The following is a 15216-nucleotide window of genomic DNA, read 5'->3' as shown; positions in this document are numbered from 1 at the left end:
GTGGGTTTCTTCGTAGGTGGAGTGTTTCGCGTCAGCCGCGACGACGCGCGGTGCGCTGCATGCTCTTCATCTTCGCGTTGCCGGGCAGCGGGCCCTTCGGCATGCCGGGACCGGGAGCCTTGCTGCTGAGTGCGGCGAGACGGCCCTCGAGGGTCTCCATGCGCTTGCGGTCGATGTTGCTGGGCAGCTTGTTGATGTGCCGCTCGAGCTTGGACAGCGGGACCTGGCCGTCGTCGTTGCCGACCATGATCTCGTAGATCGGGGTGTCGCCGACGACGCGGGCGGCCTTCTTCTTCTCCTGGTTCAGCAGGGACTTCACGCGGGTGGGGGAGCCCTCACCGACGAGGATCACGCCCGGCTTGCCGATCACGCGGTGCACGGCGTCGAGGTGCGAGGTACCCGAGACGGCCTGGGCGACGCGCCACTGGCCGCGCATGTTGCCCAGCGCCCAACCGGCGGCACCGGGCTGTCCCTCGGCCTTGGTGTAGACGTTCTTCTGCACACGACGGCCGAACAGGATGAACGCGCCGAGCACACCCAGCACGACGCCGAGCGGGATCAGCAGCCACGGCGAACCCAGCAGAAAGCCGAGCCCGGTGAACACGGCGATGGACAGGACGATCACACCCACCATGTAGGGGATGAGTCGCTTGTCTTCCTTGCGCTGCATCTGGAACGCCTGCCACAACTGCTGGCGCCGTTCCTTCGATGCAGCCTTGCGGGCCTGCTTCTTAGCGGCCTTTGCTTCCTTGCTCACGGACTGCGCCTTTGCCATACGGCCAGTTTACGTCCGGTCGTCTGGTGACTTGCCGCATGGTCGGCGCGCGGGGAATGGGTGCGGTCAGCGCGCGAGGCGGGCCATCAGGCTGGACGCCTCCTGGCTGGCCGAACCCTCGGCGGCGAGGTGCGCCAGGGCGGGCGAGATCTCCCGGCCGTGATGGGCCATGGCCTGCGCGTACAGGCGCCCCGCGCGGTAGGACGAGCGCACCAGCGGCCCGGCCATGACACCGGCGAAGCCGACTTCCTGAGCGAACTCGGAGTGGTCGACGAACTCCTCCGGCTTGACCCATCGCTCGACGGGGTGGTGCCGCGGCGAGGGACGCAGGTACTGGGTGATCGTCAGGATGTCGCAACCGGCCTCGTGGAGGTCGATGATCGCCGACTGCACCTCTTCGGGGGTCTCGCCCATGCCGAGGATCAGGTTCGACTTGGTCACCAGGCCGAAATCGCGAGCGGCGGTGATGACCTCGAGGGAGCGCTCGTACCGGAACGCCGGACGGATGCGCTTGAAGATGCGGGGCACCGTCTCGAGGTTGTGGGCCAATACCTCGGGCCGGGCCTCGAAGACCTCGGCCAGCAGATCCGGCTTGGCGTGGAAGTCCGGGATCAGGTTCTCGACGCCGGTGCCGGGGTTGAGCCGGTGGATGGCGCGGACGGTCTCGGCGTAGAGCCACGCACCCTCGTCGGGCAGATCGTCGCGGGCGACGCCGGTGATCGTCGAGTAGCGCAGACCCATGGCCTGGACGCTCTCGGCGACGCGGCGCGGCTCGTCGCGGTCGAGTTCGGCGGGCTTGCCGGTGTCGATCTGGCAGAAGTCGCAGCGTCGGGTGCACTGCTCGCCGCCGATGAGGAAGGTGGCCTCGCGGTCTTCCCAGCATTCGTAGATGTTGGGACAGCCGGCCTCTTCGCAGACGGTGTGCAGGCCCTCGCGCTTGACGAGTCCCTTGAGTTCGGTGAACTCCGGGCCCATCGTCGCGCGGGTCTTGATCCAGCTGGGCTTGCGCTCGATCGGGGTCTGCGCGTTGCGCACCTCGAGGCGCAGCAGCTTGCGGCCCTCGGGAGCGGGCGAGGCGGGAGCGCTGCTCTGAGGTGCGGGGGTCTTCGGTGCGGGTGCCGAGGCCGGGGGTTTGGCGTCGGGGGCACCGGGTCCGGGGGTGAGGGGGGACGCGGTCACCGGACCGATCCTACGCTCGCTGTCGCGGGCCCCTCGGACGCCGTCGGAGCGGCCTCCCGCGGGGTGTCCAGGGCGTCGAGCACGGCGGCCGCGACGGTGTCGAGAAGAGAGGCGACCGAGATCGGTTGTGCCAGTTCACGCGACAGCGAGGTGACGCCGGCGTCGGCGATCCCGCACGGCACGATGGCCTCGAAGGCCGACATGTCCGGGTCGATGTTGAGCGCGAACCCGTGCAGCGCGACACCGCGAGCAACACGGATGCCGATCTGGCCGAGCTTGCGTTCACCCGCGTCGTCGTCGATCCACACGCCCGAGCGTCCTTCGACGCGGCCGGTGGTGACGCCGAGGCCGGCGCACACGGAGATGAGGGCGCTCTCGAGACGTCGGACGTATTCGACGACGTCGAGCGGCTCGGCGAGCTTCACGATCGGATAGCCCACGAGCTGTCCCGGTCCGTGCCAGGTGATGCGGCCACCGCGGTCGACGTCGATGACCGGTGCGCCGTTGGTGGGGCGGTCGGCGTCCTCGGTGCGTTTGCCCGCGGTGTAGGTCGACGGGTGTTCGAGCAGGAGGAGCACGTCGTGGTCGAGCGTGCCATCGGCACGCTCGGCGGCGAGCCGGTGCTGCATTTCGTAGGCATCGCGGTAGTCGACGGTGCCCAGGTGCCGGACCTCGACAGGTGCCGAGTCGGAGCGGACGGAACGGTGGGTCATGTTGCCGGCTTCGTCGCGTAGGCCAGCGCCTCGCGGATCTCGGGGTGGTTGAACGTGAATCCGTGGTCGGTGAGCACGTGGGGTTCAACGCGTTGACTGAACAGAATCATTTCCTCGGCCATCTCGCCGCCGACGCGGCGCGCCACGAACTCCGGCACCTGCATCACGGCGGGCCGGTGCACGGCCTTGCCGAGCGCCTTGCAGAACTCGCCGAAGGGCAGCGATCCGGGGGCGCTCAGGTTGACCGGGCCGGCGATGTCGGGGGAGTCGAGGAGGAACTCGATCGCCCGCACCTCGTCGATGAGGCTGATCCAGGAGAAGTACTGCTTGCCGTTGCCGATCGGGCCGCCGAGCCCGAGCTTGAACAGCGGACGGAGCTTGCCGAGCAGACCGCCCTGTGAGCTGAGGACCGGCGCGGTCCGGAGCAGGACGACGCGGGTGTCGGGGCCGGCGTTGGTGGTCGCGGCCCTCTCCCAGTCGACAACCAGCTCGGCGAGGAAACCCTCACCGGGACCGTCGGTTTCGACCGCGGCCCGGGTTCCGGTGTCGCCGTAGTAGCCGGTCGCGCTGGCGCTGATGAAGGTCGGGATGCCGAGGTCGCGTACGGCCTCGGCGAGCACCTCGGTCGGCGTGATGCGGGAGTCGCGCAATTCCTGCTTGAACCGGCCGGTCCACCGGCCGTTGCCGACACCGACCCCGCCGAGCGAGACCACCGCGTCGACGCCGTCGAGGCTCTCCGGCGGCATCCCGATGGTCTCGGGATCCCAACTGAACTCGTCGTCGGCGAGTGCCTCGCGGCGGACCAGACGGATGACCGTGTGGCCCGCCGCGCGCAACGAGTTGACCAGGGCGTTCCCGATGAGGCCCTGTGAACCTGCGACGGCTATGCGCATCGCTTGCCTCGGCGTCGTCGGCTCGGCGGTTGCCTAGAGACCCAGGTCCGCGGCGAACGAGGCCTCTTCGAGGCGCTTCTTCACGGTGGTGAGGAAGCGGCCCGCGTCGGCGCCGTCGATGAGGCGGTGGTCGTAGGTCAGCGGCAGGTACGACATCGACCGCACCGCGATCGACTCCGAACCGTCCTCGTCGGTGATGACGACCGGGCGCTTGACGATTGCACCGGTGCCCAGCATCGCCGCCTGCGGCGGGACCAGGATCGGGGTGTCGAACAGCGCGCCCTGGCTCCCGATGTTGGTGATGGTGAAGGTGCCGCCGGCAAGCTCGTCGGGCTTGAGGCCGTTGGAGCGTGCACGCGCCGCGATGTCGGCGATGGCGCGGGCGAGGCCGGCCACCGACAGGTCGTCGGCGTTGTGGATGACCGGCGACAGCAGACCCTGCGGGGTGTCGACCGCGATGCCGAGGTGCACCTTGTCGTAGTAGGTGATCTCCTTGGCGTCCTCGTCGATCGACGCGTTGACGTTCGGGTGCGCCTTCAGCGCCTCGACAACGGCCTTGGCGATGAACGGCAGGAAGGTCAGGTTGACACCCTCGGACGCCTTGAAGTTGTCCTTCGCCGCCTTGCGGAGGCTGACGATCTTGCTCATGTCGACCTCGAACACCTGCGTGAGCTGAGCGGACTGCTGCAGCGACTCGCGGGTCTTCTTGGCGGTGATCTGGCGGATCCGGTTGATCTTCTGGGTGGTTCCGCGCAGCTCGGCGAGCTCCGGGCGGATCTCCGGCGAGGCCGACGACGACGACGCGGCGGCGGCCGGCTCGGCCTTCTTCTCCGGTGCGGCGGCCGGCTTCTTGGCGGCGTCGGCTGCGGCCAGCACGTCCTGCTTGCGGATACGGCCACCGACACCGGTGCCCTTGATCGAGTTCAGGTCGATGTTGTTCTCCGCGGCCAGCTTGCGCACGAGCGGAGTCACGTACGGGGTCGACTCGACGGTCGGCGGGTCCGACTTCGCGGGGGCCTGCGCCTTCGGCTCTTCCTTGGGCTCGGGCTTCGGTTCCGGCTTGGGCTCTTCCTTCGGCTCTTCCTTGGCCTCCGGCTCCGGCTCCGGCTCGGGCTCCGGTTCGGGCTCCGGCTCCTTCTTGGACGGCACGGCCGAGGCGTCACCGATGACGGCCAGCTTGCCGCCGACCTCGACGACGTCGTCCTCTTCGGCAAGGATCTCGAGCAGGGTGCCGGCGACCGGCGACGGGATCTCGGTGTCGACCTTGTCGGTGGAGACCTCGAGCAGCGGTTCGTCGGCGGCGACCTCGTCGCCGACGGCCTTGAGCCAGTTGGTCACCGTGCCCTCGGTGACGGACTCGCCGAGCTCGGGCATCAGGACGTCGGTGCCCTCGGCCGAGCCGGAACCGGTGTCGGCGGTGGGCTTCTCGGCGGGTGCCTCTTCCTCGGTGGACGGCTCCTCGGCCGCCTCCTCGGGTTCGGGCTCGGGGGCGGCCTCGGTGGGCTCATCGCCACCGGCCGAATCGTCCGAGCCGGCCTCGTCGGCGTCGCCGATCAGTGCGAGTTCGCCACCGACCTCGACGACGTCGTCTTCCTGGGCGAGGATCTTCGTCAGAACGCCCGAGGTCGGGGCGGGGATCTCCGTGTCGACCTTGTCGGTCGAGACCTCGAGCAAGGGCTCGTCGGCCTCAACGGTGTCGCCCTCCTCCTTCAGCCACCGGGTGACTGTCCCCTCGGTGACACTTTCACCAAGGGCGGGCATCTGGACGGAGAAGGCCATCGTTGTGAACTCCTGAACTCGACGTGGTGGTCTGTAGGGGGTGGCCCGTCGGTGTGTGCTCCGTGGGCACGGGGGTGGGAAGCGGTCGGGGGGACCGCCGAGACGGGTGGCGGATCAGCCACTCGTCCCCGCGGATCACCCTACCCGTACGCCGCTTCGCCGACCGGATTCGGCTCGTACTCGCGGGTAACGATTCTCAACCGTCGGCGGGATGACATGTCAGCCGTTGGCCGCGATGTCCTCGAGGACGGCTGCGATCGTGCGGACGGGTACGCCCGTGCCGCCCTTGGTGGTGTAACCCCACGGGCCGCCGGTGTTGAATGCCGGGCCGGCGATGTCGATATGGGCCCACTGCACGTCCTCCGGCACGAACTCCTTGAGGAAGATGCCCGCGGCGAGCATGCCGCCCCAACGGTGCGGAGTGACGTTGGCGAGATCGGCGACCCGGGACTTGAGGTCCGCGCGCAGCTCGGCGGGCAGCGGCATGGCCCAGGCGTTCTCGCCGACGTCGGCCGACCGGGCGGCAACCCGGTCGCGGAACTCGTCGGTGCCCATGACGCCCGGGGTGCGGGTGCCGAGCGCGACCATCTGCGCGCCGGTCAGGGTGGCGGTGTCGATGAGGTAGTCGGGGTCGTCCTCGGCCGCGCGCACGATCGCGTCGGCGAGGATCAGCCGGCCCTCGGCGTCGGTGTTGAGGACCTCGACCGTGCGTCCGCCGTACTGGGTCAGGACGTCGCCGGGCCGCTGGGCCGTCGACGACGGCATGTTCTCTGCCATCGGCACGGTCGCGGTGACCGAGACGTCGAGGTCGAGGCGGGCGGCGAGGATGGTCGCGGCGATGACCGCGGCCGCACCACCCATGTCCGAGGTCATCTGGTCCATGTTCGCGGCCGGTTTGATGGAGATGCCGCCGGTGTCGAAGGTGATGCCCTTGCCGACCAGGGCGACCTTCTTGGACGCCTTCTTGCCGGTGTGGGTCAGGCGCACGAGGCGGGGGAGACGCGAGGAACCCTTGCCGACGCCGATGATGCCGCCGTAACCCTGCGCCTCGAGTTCCTTGTCGTCGAGGATCTCGACCTTCAGGCCGGCCTTGGAGCCGAGCGTGCGGGCGCGGGCCGCGAACTCCTCCGGGAACAGGTGGCTGGGCGGGGTGTTCACGAAGTCGCGGGCGATGGCAACCGAATCGGCGACTGCGATCGCGCGGTCGAGCTCGGCCTTGGCCTCCTTGGACTTGGACTCCACCAGCAGCGTGATGTGTTGCGGCGGTGTCTTCTTCGGCTTCGACGACTCCGACCGGAACTCGTCGAACCGGTACGCGCCGAGGAACAGGCCCTCCGCGGCGGCGGCGAGGTCGACCGAGGAGAGGGTGGTCGCGACCGACTCGAGGCCGTCGAGTTCGCGGGCGACGATGCCGGCGGCCTGACGGACCTGGTCGGCGTCGTCGAGGGTGTCGGCGTCGCCGAGGCCGACCGCGACGACGAGGTCGACGGGCAGCGACTCGGGTGCGGCCAGGCGGGTGACCTCGCCGTGCTTCCCGGTGGCGCCGAGGGCTGTCAGCGCGGCGGTGATCGCAGCGGCCTGGGCGTCGTCGAGCACGCCGTCGCCGATGGCGAGCGTCGGCTCGGCGGTGGAGTCACCCTTGCCGTCGGCCTTCGCGTCGGCGTCGGGCGCGCCGATCAGGCCGATGACCAGGGCGGCGTCGCCCTTGCCGATCGAGGTGGACAGGTCGAATTCTGGGCCGCGTACGCGGTCGACGGTGTCGTTCTTGCTCACCCGCTCAACTCTGCCACAGCGCGCCGGATGTCGGCATCGGCCGCGGGACCGGCCCGGCCGGCGGGTGCGGCCCGATACCGTATGGGCCATGAGTGAACTCCTCGCCGGACCCATCGCCGACCGTCATGCCGCACTCGGTGCGAGTTTCGCCGAGTTCGGCGGCTGGAACATGCCGGTGTCGTATGCGGGCACCGTCGCCGAGCACACCGCGGTCCGCGAGGCCGTGGCGATCTTCGACGTCAGCCACCTCGGCAAGGCCCTGGTGTCGGGTCCCGGCGCCGCCGCGTTCGTGAACTCGACCCTCACCAACGATCTCGGCAAGATCGTTCCAGGGAAGGCGCAGTACACGCTGTGCTGCAACGAATCCGGTGGTGTCGTCGACGACCTCATCATCTATCTCGTGAGCGACGACGAGGTGTTCCTCGTCCCCAACGCCGCGAACACCGCGAGCGTCGTCGCGCAGATGTCGGCCGTTGCGCCCGACGGGATCTCGATCACCGACCAGCACCGCGACTTCGCGGTCTTCGCCGTGCAGGGCCCGCGCTCGCCGGAGGTCCTCGAAGGACTCGGCCTGCCCGCCGACATGGCGTACATGGCCTTCGCCGACGCCGAGCTGTCCACCGCCGACGGCGACAAGCCGGTCCGCGTGTGCCGCACCGGATACACCGGTGAACGCGGCTACGAGATCCTGCCCCGCTGGGACGACGCCGGCGCGGTCTTCGACGTGCTGCTCGAGGCGATCACCGCGGCAGGTGGGCAGGCCGCCGGCCTCGGTGCCCGCGACACCCTGCGCACCGAGATGGGTTACGCCCTGCACGGCCACGAGCTCAGCCCGGAGATCACCCCGGTCCAGGCGCGGTCGAGCTGGGCGGTCGGCTGGGACAAGCCGTCGTTCTTCGGACGCGACGCCCTGCTCGCCGAGAAGGAGGCCGGCCCGGCGCGTCGCCTCTACGGACTCAAGGCGACCGGCCGCGGCGTGCCGCGTGCCGACTGCGCGGTCAAGTTGGGGGACACGAGGATCGGGGTGTGCACCTCGGGGACGTTCTCGCCGACCCTCAAGCAGGGAATCGCGCTCGCGCTGCTGGACACCGCGTCGGGTGTCAAGAAGGGCGACCAGGTCGTCGTCGACGTGCGCGGCCGCGATCTCACCTGCGAGGTCGTCATCCCGCCGTTCGTGCCCTCGCACGTCTGACCGCGATGTGACGCCGGTCCATGCGCCGGCTCACACGCATCGGACGGCCGCGGAAATGCTTTTGCGGCCAGCGGTACCATGGGCCGCATGACCTTGGAGTTCAACCGTACCGAGCATCCCCATCCGGTGTCGGAGAACCGTCGCGCGGAGATTCTCTCCGCCCCGGGATTCGGCCGCCACTTCACCGACAACATGGTGATGGTGGACTACGACGCGGACAAGGGCTGGCACAACGCGCAGGTACGGCCGTACGGACCGATCGCGCTCGATCCCTCGGCGATGGTGCTGCATTACGGTCAAGAGGTCTTCGAAGGTCTCAAGGCCTACCGTCAGCCCGACGGTTCGATCGCCGCCTTCCGTCCGGAGGCCAACGCGGAGCGGATGCAGCGCAGCGCCGAGCGGCTCGCCATGCCGGCACTCCCGGTCGAGGACTTCATCGGGTCGCTGAAGGCACTGCTCGACGCCGACAACGCGTGGGTTCCGCCGTCAGGCGGTGAGGAGGCGCTGTACCTGCGGCCCTTCATGTTCGCCTCGCAGGCGGGCCTCGGCGTCAATGCGCCGTCGTCGCAGTACATCTACTCCGTCATCGCCTCACCGGCCGGCGCCTACTTCTCCGGCGGCATCAAGCCCGTGAGCGTGTGGCTGTCCACCGAGTACGTGCGCGCCGCTCCCGGTGGCACCGGCTTCGCCAAGTGCGGCGGCAACTACGCCGCAGCCTTCCTGGCGCAGCGTCAGGCCACCGAGCAGGGTTGCGATCAGGTCGTCTGGCTCGACGCGATCGAACGCCGCTACATCGAGGAGATGGGCGGCATGAACCTGTTCTTCGTGTTCGGCTCCGGCGCCGACGCCCGCCTCGTGACCCCGGAACTGTCGGGTTCGCTCCTCCCGGGCATCACCCGCTCGTCGCTGCTGACGCTGGCCACCGACGCCGGCTTCGCGGTCGAGGAACGCAAGATCACCACCGAGGAACTCCGCAAGGGCGTCGCCTCGGGCGACATCACCGAGGTCTTCGCCTGTGGCACCGCCGCGGTCATCACCCCGGTCGGTCACGTCAAGGGCGTGGGCGAGGACTACACCATCAACAACGGTCAGACCGGTGAGGTCACCCAGGCCCTCCGCGACACCCTCACGGGCATCCAGCGCGGCACCTTCGCCGACACCCACGGATGGATGACGGAGCTCTACCGGGCCTGAGCGAGACTCACCCAGGCCGAGCCACCCACTCGCTGCCTGAGGAGCGAGGAGCACAAGCGACGAGCCACGAAGGCTTGGTGACATGACGTCGCCGGCCCTTCGTGGCTCGCTGCGCTCGCGCCTCAGGGAGCGACGGCGTCCTGTGCGGCGATGCTCAGCCATCAAGCGTGGCGTGACCCGCACGACTTCTTGGTGGGCACCACGCAGGTCACCTTCGAGGCGGCGGACCTGTTGCGGCAGTCCTCGATGGCCCACGACACCTCCGCGACCTCCGCAAGCGTCGAAAATCTCGTCCCCCTGAGGTGCCTCCGAGGGCACATTGCCCTCGGACACCCCTGGGCGGGACGAGTTTTCACGCAGCAGTCCGCCGAAAGGCGAGCGAGGTCGCAGTCGCCGGCAATAGGTTTCGCCCAGCGAAACATATTGCTGATCGTCGGCCGTCGAGCCCCGACCGGCGTTGGGAACGGCACCCCCTCCGCTGCGACACCGTAAAAGGTGTGGGCCCAACGCACCGCCTTGAGATGGCCCGTAGTGGTTGCAGGGACGACTGTGATCCGAGTGCGCGGCCGACGGAATCGACGGCGACAAAGGTGTGGGAGCGCTTGTGAACATCAGCACCAATGACGATCAGGGAGTTTGCCTTCCGGTCACGGGAATGGGCGGACAGTCGGGCCGGTCGGTGGACATTCTTCAGTGGAGGGGCGCTGCCACGCTCCTATCAAGTCACGCCGACCGGTCCGTCACACCAGATGCAGGCACGATGAGGCAACGCCAACCCCGCAGGGGCGGCAGGGAGCAGGTGAGCCGAACACCTGATGGACGAAACCCGATCACCACTTACGTGGCTCCACAACCCTGACACTGAAGGGAGCTGAGGGGGTCGCGTTCGCACCCTCGGGGAGCTGAGGGGGTTGCGTTCGCACCTCGCGGAGCAGAAGTCGCGCTCGCGCAGGGGATCTCCGAAGCGTCAGACCAGCAAGCCGACGAGCGCGAGGGCGACACCGAGTTCGATCGTGGCCCCTAGGACGTCGCCGCTGAGCCCGCCCATGCGCCGCGCGCAGTGCCGGGTGAACACCCACGCGAAGACCACGACAGCGAGGACGACGACGAGCGCCTGCACCACCGCGACGACATCGAACCCGTTGTCGCGCAGGCCGATCGGCACCGTGGCTGCGGCAGCGACCAGGCACCACACCGGGATCGAGACCCGCTGCGTACCGGCGACGAGGGCGCCGAAGCCGTTCGGGTGAGCGGGGGAGATCGATCGTCGGGTGCCGACCACGGCTCCCAGCCGCCCCAGGGCGATGGCGAAAGCGAGTTCGTACCACCGTGATTGGCTGACGAGACCGGTCGACCCGACGGCCTGTATCCCGAGTGTGAGGACGAGGGTCGCCACGCCGAACGGGCCGACGGTCCCGCTGCGCATCACCTCGGCGACCCGCTCGGGCGGGCCGTAACAACCGAGTCCGTCGGCGGTGTCGGCCAGGCCGTCGAGGTGCATTCCGCGCGTGAGCGCCGCCGCCAGGACGACGACGAGAATGCCGATGAGAGCGGTGGGGAGATCGGTGAACGACAGGCCGAACGCAAGGGCTGTGGCTGCGGCACCGATCACGATGCCGACAACAGGGAGCGCGGCCATCACCGCACCGCCCACCGCGCGATCCGGTGCCTCATTCGGGTCGGTCCCCGTGCCGACCGGGAGGACCGTCATCCAGCACAGTGCGGTCCGGACCGCCCGTAGCGGCGAGATCATCGCGCGACCGGACGTGTCATGGTGTCAGGACGTCTCGGCGGCTTCGGGTACGGCCGCATCGTCGCGGTCGGTCACCCCGGCCTCGGCGAAGGTCGCCATCGAGATGAGGATGTCGGCGGCCGATTGCACGACCGGCAGAGCCAGGACCGCGCCGCTGCCCTCGCCGAGGCGCATCGACAGGTCGAGGACCGGTTCGAGGTCGAGGTGGTCGAGCGCGATCTGATGCGCGGGCTCCACCGAGCGGTGTCCGGCGATCCACCAGCGCGTGGCGCCGGGTGCGAGTTCGTTGGCAACCATCGCGGCCGCGGTGATCACGACGCCGTCGAGGATGACGGGCGTGCGGCGGAGCGCGGCCTGCGCGAGGAAGCCCGAGGTGGCCGTCAGGTCGGCGCCGCCGACCGCGGCGAGGAGGGCGAGCGGATCGTGCACGACCTTGCGGGCGCGGCGCATGCCGTCGCGGATCGCGGCGGTCTTGCGCATCCAGCCGTGGTCGTCGACACCGGTTCCGCGCCCGACGATCTCGACCGGCTCGCGGCGCGTGAGCGCACCGATGAGGACGGTGGCGGGGGTGGTGTTGCCGATGCCCATCTCGCCGGCGATCAGCAGGTCGCTACCCGAGTCGATGAGCCGGTCGGCGATGGCCCGTCCGGCGGCCAGTGCGGCGCGGGCCTCGGCGAGGGTGATGGAGTCGGTGGTGCGCAGGTCCTCGCTGCTGCGGCGGACCTTGAAGGTCGACAGATGGGGAGCGGTGTCGGCGTCTACGGACATGTCGACGACCGTCACCGAGGCGCCGACGCGTGCGGCCATGACATTGACTGCGGCGCCGCCTGACTCGATGTTGGCGACCATCTGCGCGGTCACCTCCGGCGGGAACGCCGACACGCCGCCCCGCGCGACGCCGTGATCGCCGGCGAAGACGACGACGCTCGGCGAGGTGATCGGCGCGGGCGGGCACTGGCCCTGGCACGCGGAGATCCAGACCCCGATCTCCTCGAGGCGACCCAGCGAACCCGGTGGCTTGGTGAGTGACTTCTGGCGCTCGCGGGCCTCGAACGCGACGGCTTCGCTCGGTGGAGTGATCGGGTCGAAGACCTCGGCGTCGGTGGGATCGGGGAGCTCGCCGGACACCGTGACGGGTGTGGGCTCGGCGACCGGTCCGGGCGTGACCGGGGCGGGGGTCGCCACCGGTGCTGTCGTGACCGGCGCGGCGGCGGGAGCGGGCGTGGTGGACTGTGCCGCGGAGACCGGTGCGCCGTTGTGATCTTCGACGGACGAGCCGGGCAGGTCGAGCACGCGGCCGGCGACCACGAGGGACACCCGGTCGCACGCCTGTGCCACCGCAGAGTTCAAGGTGCCGAGCAGGTCCTGGAACAACCGGCCGGCCGGCGTCGGGGGGACCAGGGACAGGCCGACCTCGGAACTGATCAGCACCACGTCGGCGTTCATCGCCGCCAGCGCGTCGCAGAGCTCGGTGATGTCGGCGTCGAGGTCGATGTCCGAACCGGAGTCCCAGCCGTCGACGGCGTCGATCCGCGCGGTGAGCCAGCTGCCGAGGTCGTCGACCAGGGCCGGGATGTCGGGTGCCGCGCGGAGGGCCTCGGCGAGATCGGTGGTCTCGATCGTGGTGTAGCGGGCGTCCCGACGCTGCTTGTGGGTGTTCACCCGCGCCGTCCACTCGGCGTCGGTCGTGGTCACCGGACCGGTGGCCAGGTACCGGATCTGCTGATGCGCCCGGAGCAGCGACTCGCCGTGTGCGGATTTACCCGAACGCACACCGCCCAGGACGAGTGTGCGCGTAGCGCGATGGGCCATCGATCAGACTTCGTCGCCGCGCGACACCGAGGGCTTGGGTGCACGCATCTTCCGCAGCTGCATCGCACGGGTGAAGGCGTACCAACCGAGCTTGAAGCCGCCGTCCTGCGAGTCCGGATAGCGTTCGGCGACACGGCGATTCACGAGACGACCGAGGATGAAACCGTCGACGGCCATCAGGACGACGAAGGCGACGAGGATCAGGTTGGTGAGCCCGGCTGCCTGCGGAACCATGAACATCAACACGATCAGCAGGATCGCGAACGGCATGAACAGGCCGGCGAAGTTGCGGCGCGCGTCGACGATGTCGCGGGTGTAGCGACGGACCGGGCCCTTGTCACGGGGCATGAGGTAGGCCTCGTCGCCCTCCATCATCCGCTCACGCTGCTCGAGGCGCTTGGCGCGACGCTCCGCGGCGAGCTGCTTCTTCTCGTCCTTGGAGAGCGTGTTCTTCAGTTCCTTCTTGCGCGCGCGGGCCTCGGACCGGGTGGTCGGCGGCGGCGCGACGGGCCCACGGCGCTTCTCGGCCTCGCGACGCTTGGGGGTCGGGCGGCCTTTGCCGGGGGTGGTCTTGCTGCCCTTGGCCGGCGCGGAGTCCTCGGTAACCGCATCGTCGGCGGCGTACGTGGTCACCGTGCTCTCGCCGGATTGCTCCGACGTCTCGTCCTTCTTCCATGGCAGCTTCACGCCTACGAGGGTAGGTGATCGCGGTTGCGGTCGAAACGCGTGGTCGTCGCTTTTCGGTGGACCCTCGCGGACCCCCGAATCGGTCACCCTGCCGGGTGACGGCGGCGCTCCTATACTTCGTGCTCATGACCCGGGACGGAAGTCGGCGTTTGCATATCCTGATCGCGCCGGATTCCTTCGGCGACACCATGTCCGCCGTCGTGGCCGCGAACGCCATCGCCCGCGGATGGATGGCCGCCCGACCCGACGACACCCTCGTCCTCGCACCGCAATCCGACGGCGGGCCGGGGTTCGTCGACGTCCTGGCCTCACGGTTCGGCACCCTCGTCGCCGAGGACGTGCACGGTCCACTCGGCGCCGGCGTCACCGCGCACTGGCTCTTCGACGCCGCGTCGTCGACCGCCTACGTCGAATGCGCCCAGGCCTGCGGGCTGCATCAACTGGGCGGCCGGCCGACCCCGCGGACCGCGGTCGCGGCGACGACACACGGCGTCGGTGAACTCGTCGCGGCGGCCCTGGCGCATGGCGCCCGACGCCTCGTCGTCGGACTCGGCGGCAGCTCGACCACCGATGGCGGCGCGGGGCTCGTCGACGCACTCGGCGGGCCGGATGAGGCGCGCGAGCGACTCACCGGGGTCGAGATCGTCGTGGCGTCGGATGTCGAGAACCCACTGCTCGGTGCGCTGGGCGCCGCGGCGGTGTTCGCGCCGCAGAAGGGGGCCGACCCCGAGACCGTCGAACTCCTCGAGAAGCGCCTCACCGAGTGGTCGATCACTTTGAACGAGCTCGCCGGGAGTGACATCACCGCCGACGCCGGTGCCGGTGCGGCGGGTGGGCTCGGCGCTGCGCTGCTCGCGCTGGGCGGCCGGCGCGTGTCCGGGGCGACCGTCGTCGCCGACGCCACCGACCTGAACGCCGACGTCGCGGCAGCCGACCTCGTCATCACCGGCGAGGGCAAGTTCGACTCCCAGACACTCCGCGGGAAGGTCGTGTCGGCCCTGCACAACGCCGCAACGACGACGGGCGCAGGGGGTGTCGGGGCGCAGACGCTGGTCCTCGCGGGACAGGTTGCGCTGTCCCCGGCCGAGATCGAGGAGGCCGGCATCGCGGGTGCGCACGCCATCGTCGATGTCGCCGGATCGGTCGAGGTCGCGATGAACGACGCCGAGAACCAGCTCGTGAAGCTCGCGGAGGCGGTCGCAGGCGCTTTCGGCGGTGGGTGACCTCGATACGCGGCACCCTCGCTGCGTCGGTCGGCGCTACTCGGCCGGCAGGAACGAGCGCCGGTCGCGGTAGGTGACCTCGATACGCGGCACCCTCGCTGCGCTCGGTCGGCGCTACTCGGCCGGCAGGAACGAGCGCCGGTCGCGATGGGCGAGGAGCGTGCGACGAGCCGTCGTGTCCTTCGCTGGTTGAGTAGGCGAGGAGCGTGCGACGAGCGGTCGTGTCCTTCGCTGGTTGAGTAG

The 15216-nt window shown here is 69.7% G+C and carries 12 protein-coding genes and 2 pseudogenes; 3 read left to right on the top strand and 11 right to left on the bottom strand.

The window, feature by feature from the left end; all coding sequences use genetic code 11:
* Nucleotides 1-31 precede the first annotated feature (31 nt).
* The 6 genes from GONAM_RS16250 to GONAM_RS16225 all read right to left on the bottom strand — a co-directional run bounded on the left by GONAM_RS16250 (nucleotide 32) and on the right by GONAM_RS16225 (nucleotide 7112).
* Nucleotides 32-775, bottom strand: coding sequence for a DUF4191 domain-containing protein (locus GONAM_RS16250; RefSeq protein WP_006867850.1), 744 nt, complete (start codon nucleotides 773-775; stop codon nucleotides 32-34).
* Nucleotides 776-841: 66 nt separating this feature from the next.
* Entirely contained in the window at nucleotides 842-1954 is a 1113-nt protein-coding gene (lipA, locus tag GONAM_RS16245) for a lipoyl synthase (protein ID WP_006867849.1), read from the bottom strand.
* Nucleotides 1951-2667 (bottom strand): lipoyl(octanoyl) transferase LipB, encoded by a 717-nt coding sequence (gene lipB, locus GONAM_RS16240; RefSeq protein WP_006867848.1) that lies wholly within the window; start codon nucleotides 2665-2667, stop codon nucleotides 1951-1953. The genes lipA and lipB overlap by 4 nt, the downstream gene beginning before the upstream one ends.
* A complete protein-coding gene (locus tag GONAM_RS16235) occupies nucleotides 2664-3560 on the bottom strand; it encodes a TIGR01777 family oxidoreductase (protein ID WP_006867847.1) in 897 nt (298 codons plus the stop codon). The genes lipB and GONAM_RS16235 overlap by 4 nt, the downstream gene beginning before the upstream one ends.
* 33 nt (nucleotides 3561-3593) lie before the next feature.
* Nucleotides 3594-5339, bottom strand: coding sequence for a 2-oxoglutarate dehydrogenase, E2 component, dihydrolipoamide succinyltransferase (sucB, locus tag GONAM_RS16230; RefSeq protein ID WP_006867846.1), 1746 nt, complete (start codon nucleotides 5337-5339; stop codon nucleotides 3594-3596).
* 219 nt (nucleotides 5340-5558) lie between these two features.
* Nucleotides 5559-7112 (bottom strand): leucyl aminopeptidase, encoded by a 1554-nt coding sequence (locus GONAM_RS16225; protein WP_006867845.1) that lies wholly within the window; start codon nucleotides 7110-7112, stop codon nucleotides 5559-5561.
* Between the two features lie 88 nt (nucleotides 7113-7200).
* On the opposite strand from GONAM_RS16225, the gene gcvT reads away from it, so the two are divergent.
* Nucleotides 7201-8304 carry a glycine cleavage system aminomethyltransferase GcvT gene (gene gcvT, locus GONAM_RS16220; RefSeq protein ID WP_006867844.1) on the top strand — a complete coding sequence of 368 codons (1104 nt, stop codon included), beginning with the start codon at nucleotides 7201-7203 and terminating at the stop codon, nucleotides 8302-8304.
* 87 nt (nucleotides 8305-8391) lie between these two features.
* Nucleotides 8392-9498 carry a branched-chain amino acid aminotransferase gene (locus GONAM_RS16215; RefSeq protein WP_040536751.1) on the top strand — a complete coding sequence of 369 codons (1107 nt, stop codon included), beginning with the start codon at nucleotides 8392-8394 and terminating at the stop codon, nucleotides 9496-9498.
* A 129-nt stretch (nucleotides 9499-9627) separates the two neighbouring features.
* Here the strand turns inward: GONAM_RS16215 and GONAM_RS22975 are convergent.
* The 5 genes and pseudogenes from GONAM_RS22975 to GONAM_RS16195 all read right to left on the bottom strand — a co-directional run.
* Nucleotides 9628-9761, bottom strand: a pseudogene (locus GONAM_RS22975) (IS110 family transposase); the annotation flags it as partial.
* A gap of 222 nt (nucleotides 9762-9983) precedes the next feature.
* Nucleotides 9984-10129 (bottom strand): annotated as a pseudogene (locus tag GONAM_RS22970) (IS110 family transposase); the annotation flags it as partial.
* A gap of 336 nt (nucleotides 10130-10465) precedes the next feature.
* Complete coding sequence (locus tag GONAM_RS16205) at nucleotides 10466-11251, bottom strand: adenosylcobinamide-GDP ribazoletransferase (protein ID WP_006867841.1); 786 nt, start codon at nucleotides 11249-11251, stop codon at nucleotides 10466-10468.
* Between the two features lie 24 nt (nucleotides 11252-11275).
* Nucleotides 11276-13063, bottom strand: coding sequence for a nicotinate-nucleotide--dimethylbenzimidazole phosphoribosyltransferase (gene cobT / locus GONAM_RS16200; RefSeq protein WP_006867840.1), 1788 nt, complete (start codon nucleotides 13061-13063; stop codon nucleotides 11276-11278).
* A gap of 3 nt (nucleotides 13064-13066) precedes the next feature.
* Complete coding sequence (locus tag GONAM_RS16195; RefSeq protein WP_006867839.1) at nucleotides 13067-13750, bottom strand: DUF3043 domain-containing protein; 684 nt, start codon at nucleotides 13748-13750, stop codon at nucleotides 13067-13069.
* A 149-nt stretch (nucleotides 13751-13899) separates the two neighbouring features.
* Between GONAM_RS16195 and GONAM_RS16190 the strand changes: the two genes are divergently transcribed.
* On the top strand, nucleotides 13900-14973 hold the full coding sequence (locus GONAM_RS16190) for a glycerate kinase family protein (RefSeq protein ID WP_006867838.1): 1074 nt from the start codon (nucleotides 13900-13902) through the stop codon (nucleotides 14971-14973).
* Nucleotides 14974-15216 lie beyond the last annotated feature (243 nt).

It is taken from the genome of Gordonia namibiensis NBRC 108229, from assembly GCF_000298235.1.
GTDB classification, from domain to species: domain Bacteria; phylum Actinomycetota; class Actinomycetes; order Mycobacteriales; family Mycobacteriaceae; genus Gordonia; species Gordonia namibiensis.
The sequence above is the reverse complement of the archived record's forward strand: the minus strand, read 5'-3'. Positions and strand labels throughout refer to the sequence as shown.

Coding starts and splice junctions, on each gene's coding strand:
- GONAM_RS16250 (WP_006867850.1), bottom strand. CDS start 775: ATGGCAAAGGCGCAGTCCGTGAGCAAGGAAGCAAAGGCCGCTAAGAAG.
- lipB (WP_006867848.1), bottom strand. CDS start 2,667: ATGACCCACCGTTCCGTCCGCTCCGACTCGGCACCTGTCGAGGTCCGG.
- GONAM_RS16235 (WP_006867847.1), bottom strand. CDS start 3,560: ATGCGCATAGCCGTCGCAGGTTCACAGGGCCTCATCGGGAACGCCCTG.
- sucB (WP_006867846.1), bottom strand. CDS start 5,339: ATGGCCTTCTCCGTCCAGATGCCCGCCCTTGGTGAAAGTGTCACCGAG.
- gcvT (WP_006867844.1), top strand. CDS start 7,201: ATGAGTGAACTCCTCGCCGGACCCATCGCCGACCGTCATGCCGCACTC.
- GONAM_RS16215 (WP_040536751.1), top strand. CDS start 8,392: ATGACCTTGGAGTTCAACCGTACCGAGCATCCCCATCCGGTGTCGGAG.
- GONAM_RS16205 (WP_006867841.1), bottom strand. CDS start 11,251: ATGATCTCGCCGCTACGGGCGGTCCGGACCGCACTGTGCTGGATGACG.
- cobT (WP_006867840.1), bottom strand. CDS start 13,063: ATGGCCCATCGCGCTACGCGCACACTCGTCCTGGGCGGTGTGCGTTCG.